The sequence below is a fragment of the Streptomyces sp. NPDC058964 genome, assembly GCF_042741275.1.
GTDB lineage: Bacteria > Actinomycetota > Actinomycetes > Streptomycetales > Streptomycetaceae > Streptomyces.
This window is the reverse complement of the sequence record NZ_JBHYKH010000355.1, coordinates 1-4,553: the sequence shown is the minus strand read 5'-3', so window position 1 is coordinate 4,553 and position 4,553 is coordinate 1. Positions and strand designations below refer to the sequence as shown.

The 4,553-nt window shown below is 67.9% G+C and carries 3 protein-coding genes, 1 tRNA gene and 1 pseudogene; 2 read left to right on the top strand and 3 right to left on the bottom strand.

Annotated elements, in window-relative coordinates; genetic code table 11:
• Positions 1–108: 108 nt before the first annotated feature.
• Positions 109–762 (bottom strand): response regulator, encoded by a 654-nt coding sequence (locus ACFW2E_RS32685; RefSeq protein ID WP_133922193.1) that lies wholly within the window; start codon positions 760–762, stop codon positions 109–111.
• Positions 763–862: 100 nt separating this feature from the next.
• Between ACFW2E_RS32685 and ACFW2E_RS32680 the strand changes: the two genes are divergently transcribed.
• A tRNA-Leu gene (locus ACFW2E_RS32680) sits at positions 863–937 on the top strand.
• An 85-nt stretch (positions 938–1,022) separates the two neighbouring features.
• On the opposite strand, the gene pyk is transcribed toward ACFW2E_RS32680, so the two are convergent.
• Both pyk and ACFW2E_RS32670 read right to left on the bottom strand, forming a co-directional pair.
• Positions 1,023–2,459: a pyruvate kinase gene (gene pyk, locus ACFW2E_RS32675; RefSeq protein ID WP_384471237.1), complete on the bottom strand. Its 1,437-nt coding sequence runs from the start codon at positions 2,457–2,459 to the stop codon at positions 1,023–1,025.
• 221 nt (positions 2,460–2,680) lie between these two features.
• A pseudogene (locus ACFW2E_RS32670) lies at positions 2,681–3,364 on the bottom strand (SIMPL domain-containing protein).
• A 150-nt stretch (positions 3,365–3,514) separates the two neighbouring features.
• Here ACFW2E_RS32670 and ACFW2E_RS32665 point away from each other — a divergent pair.
• Positions 3,515–4,553 (top strand): Asd/ArgC dimerization domain-containing protein (locus ACFW2E_RS32665; RefSeq protein WP_384471234.1); only part of this gene is annotated, 1,039 nt, incomplete at its 3' end.

Genomic DNA, 4,553 nt, shown 5'->3' with positions numbered 1-4,553 from the left:
GTTTTTATATTGTTGGGGGGGTTGGAATTTTTTTAAAACGGACGGCGCGGCCCCGGCGCGGTTTACCGGGGGGCGGGGGCCTCTTCGTGCGTACGGGGCCGGACCGGCTCAGCCCTTGGCGGCCTTCTTCTCCTCGCTGTCCGCGATGACCGCCTCGGCCACCTGCTGCATCGACATGCGGCGGTCCATCGAGGTCTTCTGGATCCAGCGGAAGGCGGCCGGCTCGGTCAGCCCGTACTCGGTCTGGAGGACGGACTTCGCCCGGTCGACGAGCTTGCGGGTCTCCAGCCGCTGGGTGAGGTCGGCGACCTCCTGCTCCAGCTGCTTCAGCTCGGTGAAGCGCGAGACGGCCATCTCGATGGCCGGCACGACGTCGCTCTTGCTGAACGGCTTGACGAGGTAGGCCATGGCGCCTGCGTCACGGGCCCGCTCGACGAGATCGCGCTGCGAGAACGCGGTGAGCATCAGAACGGGTGCGATGGACTCCTCGGCGATCTTCTCCGCCGCGGAGATGCCGTCGAGCTTGGGCATCTTCACGTCGAGGATGACCAGGTCCGGCCGGTGCTCGCGGGCGAGTTCCACGGCCTGCTCACCGTCGCCGGCCTCGCCCACGACGGTGTACCCCTCCTCCTCCAGCATCTCCTTCAGGTCGAGGCGGATCAGGGCCTCGTCCTCGGCGATGACGACTCGGGTCGTCAGCGGAGGCACGTGCGACTTGTCGTCGTCGGGCGCGTCTACGGGCTGGGGCGACTCGGCGGTCACGGGGGCTCCTCGTTCAGGGCAGGGGTACTGCTGACAAGAGCCTACCTAGCTACGGTATGGTGGACGCGCGGAGGGTCAGGGGAAACCTTGGAATCTGCGAGCCCCGGTAGCCCAATTGGCAGCAGGCAACGGATTCAAAACCCGTACAGTGTCGGTTCGAGTCCGACCCGGGGCACTTTTCCTTGGATTCCAAGGTCACTATCCCCAAGTCATGATTTTGCCGGGCCCCTCCATCCGAGGGGCCCTTCGCCGTCGTCCGGTCACTTCGGACTGTCGTCCTCGCCGATGTGGTGGACGCGGACCAGGTTCGTCGAACCGGAGACGCCGGGCGGCGAACCCGCAGTGATGACCACGATGTCGCCCTTCCGGCAACGGCCGTACTTCAGGAGGAGTTCGTCCACCTGGTCGACCATCGCGTCCGTCGAACCGACGTGCGGGCCGAGGAAGGTCTCGACGCCCCAGGTGAGGCTGAGCTGGGAACGCGTGGCCGGCTCGGGGGTGAAGGCCAGCAGCGGGATGGGCGAGCGGTAGCGCGAGAGCCGGCGGACGGTGTCGCCGGACTCGGTGAAGGCGACCAGGAACCGCGCGCTGAGGAAGTCGCCGATCTCGGCCGCGGCGCGCGCGACCGCGCCGCCCTGGGTGCGGGGCTTGTTCCGCTCGGTCAGCGGCGGAAGACCCTTGGCCAGGATGTCCTCCTCCGCCGCCTCGACGATCCGGGCCATCGTGCGCACCGTCTCGACGGCGTACTTGCCGACGCTCGTCTCGCCGGACAGCATCACCGCGTCCGTGCCGTCGATGATCGCGTTGGCGACGTCCGAGGCCTCCGCCCTGGTCGGGCGGGAGTTGTCGATCATGGAGTCGAGCATCTGCGTCGCCACGATGACGGGCTTGGCGTTGCGCTTCGCGAGCTTGACGGCCCGCTTCTGGACGATCGGGACCTGCTCCAGCGGCATCTCCACGCCGAGGTCGCCGCGTGCCACCATGATGCCGTCGAAGGCGGCGACGATGCCGTCGATCGCCTCGACCGCCTGCGGCTTCTCCACCTTGGCGATCACCGGGAGGCGCCGGCCCTCCTCGTCCATGATCCGGTGGACGTCCTCGATGTCCTTGCCACTGCGGACGAAGGACAGCGCGATGACGTCGAAGCCGGTGCGCAGCGCCCAGCGGAGGTCGGCCTCGTCCTTCTCGGAGAGGGCGGGGACGGAGACGGCGACGCCCGGCAGGTTGAGGCCCTTGTGGTCGGAGATCACGCCTCCCTCGACCACGGTGGTGTTCACCCTGGGGCCGTCGACGGAGGTGACCTCCAAACAGACCTTGCCGTCGTCGACGAGGACGCGCTCACCCGGGGTGACGTCGGCGGCGAGGCCGGAGTACGTGGTGCCGCAGCGGTTGCGGTCGCCCTCGACGCCGGGCTCCACCGTGATGGTGAAGGTGTCGCCGCGTTCAAGGAGTACAGGTCCTTCGGCGAAGCGGCCGAGCCGGATCTTCGGACCCTGAAGGTCGGCGAGGAGGCCGACGCTGCGGCCGGTCTCGTCGGCGGCCTTCCGTACGCGCTGGTAACGCTCCTCGTGCTCGGCGTAACCGCCGTGGCTGAGGTTGAACCGGGCGACGTCCATTCCGGCCTCGACCAGTGCCTTGATCTGGTCGTATGTGTCGGTGGCGGGCCCAAGAGTACAAACGATCTTCGCTCGGCGCATGCTTCGAGCCTAGGCCTTACCCACCGGTAGAGAATTGGTCGCACATGACTACTCAACAACCTTTGCGTGAAGGGTTATTGACAAGTGTTGAATTGTGCGCACCGCTGCTCCGATGAGCATGCGGTCATGTGACGTGGCAATTCCGGACGGAGATGTTTCGCTTTCCGGAGAGGTTCACGTGATCGCGGTCGCCCATTCGAATCCCGAAACGCATTCCGGTCTCACAACCGGGGCGGCTCCATCGTAAAGCGGGCGTTGACCTGCGCGTAGACGTGCTGGCGCTGGGGTTCGAGGTCGAGCGGTGCCGCCTACTAAGAGGACTCGGCTAAGGCCATTGACCTGGAGAGGCCGCATGGCCGTGCTCAGTAGTTATCGGCGTTCTCCGCGCCGATGTCGGCCAGTTCCACCAGCGCGGCCAGCGAGGTGCCGAGCGCCTCCGCGTACTCCCGGGCGCGCTGGACCGCCTCGCGCACAGCCTGCTGGCGCGCCTCCCGGTGCACGGGTGAGCCGGGGCGCAGCGCCCACCAGGGGCCGTCGACGCGGGTCAGTTCCAAGTCGGCCAGGCGCGTGGTGAGTTCGCCGAGGGCGGTGAAGTCGGCCAGTTCGGCGCTGATGTGGACGCGGCCGTGGTAGGTGCGGACGCGTTCGCCCCGGCCGTGTGAGGACAGTTCGGGGGTGATGGAGAGGAAGCCGGTCTCCAGACGCTCGACCGCCTCGCCGTAGGACTTGACGAGGTCGAGGACGGCGGCGTTGCGGCGGGTGAGGTCGTCGAGGGCCGAACGCCGGTCCCGTCCGCGCGCGTTGACGGTGACGCCGATGCGGGCGATCTCGGGGTCGACCTCGAGGTGGGCCTCGCCGCGCACGGCGATACGGGGGGCGTCGGCGGTGCCGTACGGGGCGGTCATACGCCCCACTCTGTCACGTCTTCCCTGTTTGGGGATGCCGGAGTTCACGGATTAGGTCACCAGATCGAAACCTCCCGGACCTGTTGCCGTACGTCATGTCCGGGACAGAATCTACGCGCGTTGTTGACCATTCCCCGAGGAGTACGAGACATGCCGTTGAACCGTCGGAAGTTCCTGAAGAAGTCCGCCGTGACCGGGGCGGGGGTGGCGATCGCCGGTGCGGCGGCGGCTCCGGCGGCCGAGGCGGCGGAGGCGAGGAAGCCCGCCAGGCAGCCCAAGCGGTACTCCCTCACGGTCATGGGCACCACCGACCTGCACGGGCACGTCTTCAACTGGGACTACTTCAAGAACGCGGAGTACTCCGACAAGGCGGGCAACGCCATGGGCCTGGCCCGGATCTCGACCCTGGTCGAGCAGGTCCGCAAGGAGAAGGGCCGCTGCAACACCCTGCTGCTGGACGCGGGCGACACGATCCAGGGCACCCCGCTGACGTACTACTACGCCAAGGTCGACCCGATCACCGCCGAGGGCGGCCCGGTCCACCCGATGGCGCAGGCGATGAACGCGATCGGCTACGACGCGGCCGCCCTCGGCAACCACGAGTTCAACTACGGCATCGAGACGCTCCGGAAGTTCGAGGACCAGCTGCACTTCCCGCTGCTCGGCGCCAACGCGGTCGACGCCAAGACCCTCAAACCCGCCTTCCCGCCGTACTTCGTCAAGAAGTTCCACGTGCCGGGCGCCCCACCGGTCAAGGTCGCCGTCCTCGGCCTGACCAACCCGGGCATCGCGATCTGGGACAAGGCCTATGTGCAGGGCAAGCTGGCCTTCCCGGGCCTGGAGGAGCAGGCCGCGAAGTGGGTGCCAAAGCTGAAGGCGCTCGGCGCGGACGTCGTGGTCGTGTCGGCGCACTCCGGCTCCTCCGGCACGTCGTCGTACGGTGACCAGCTGCCGTACGTGGAGAACGCGGCCGCCAACGTGGCCAAGCAGGTGCCGGGCATCGACGCGATCCTGGTCGGTCACGCGCACCTGGAGATCCCGGAGCTCAAGGTCTCCGGCACCTGCGTGCGCGTGCCCGTCTTCAGCGGCCACTCCCTCCAGATCAACGCCCGCTTCGCCCGCCCGATCGACGTGGAGCGCGCCAAGGAGCTGCTGGCCGGCGCCCCCGGCGTGGCGCTCTCCGAGGTGC

What these genes read in the sequence shown, in the direction of transcription:
- pyk (WP_384471237.1), bottom strand. Translation starts at nt 2,459, where the DNA reads ATGCGCCGAGCGAAGATCGTTTGTACTCTTGGGCCCGCCACCGACACA.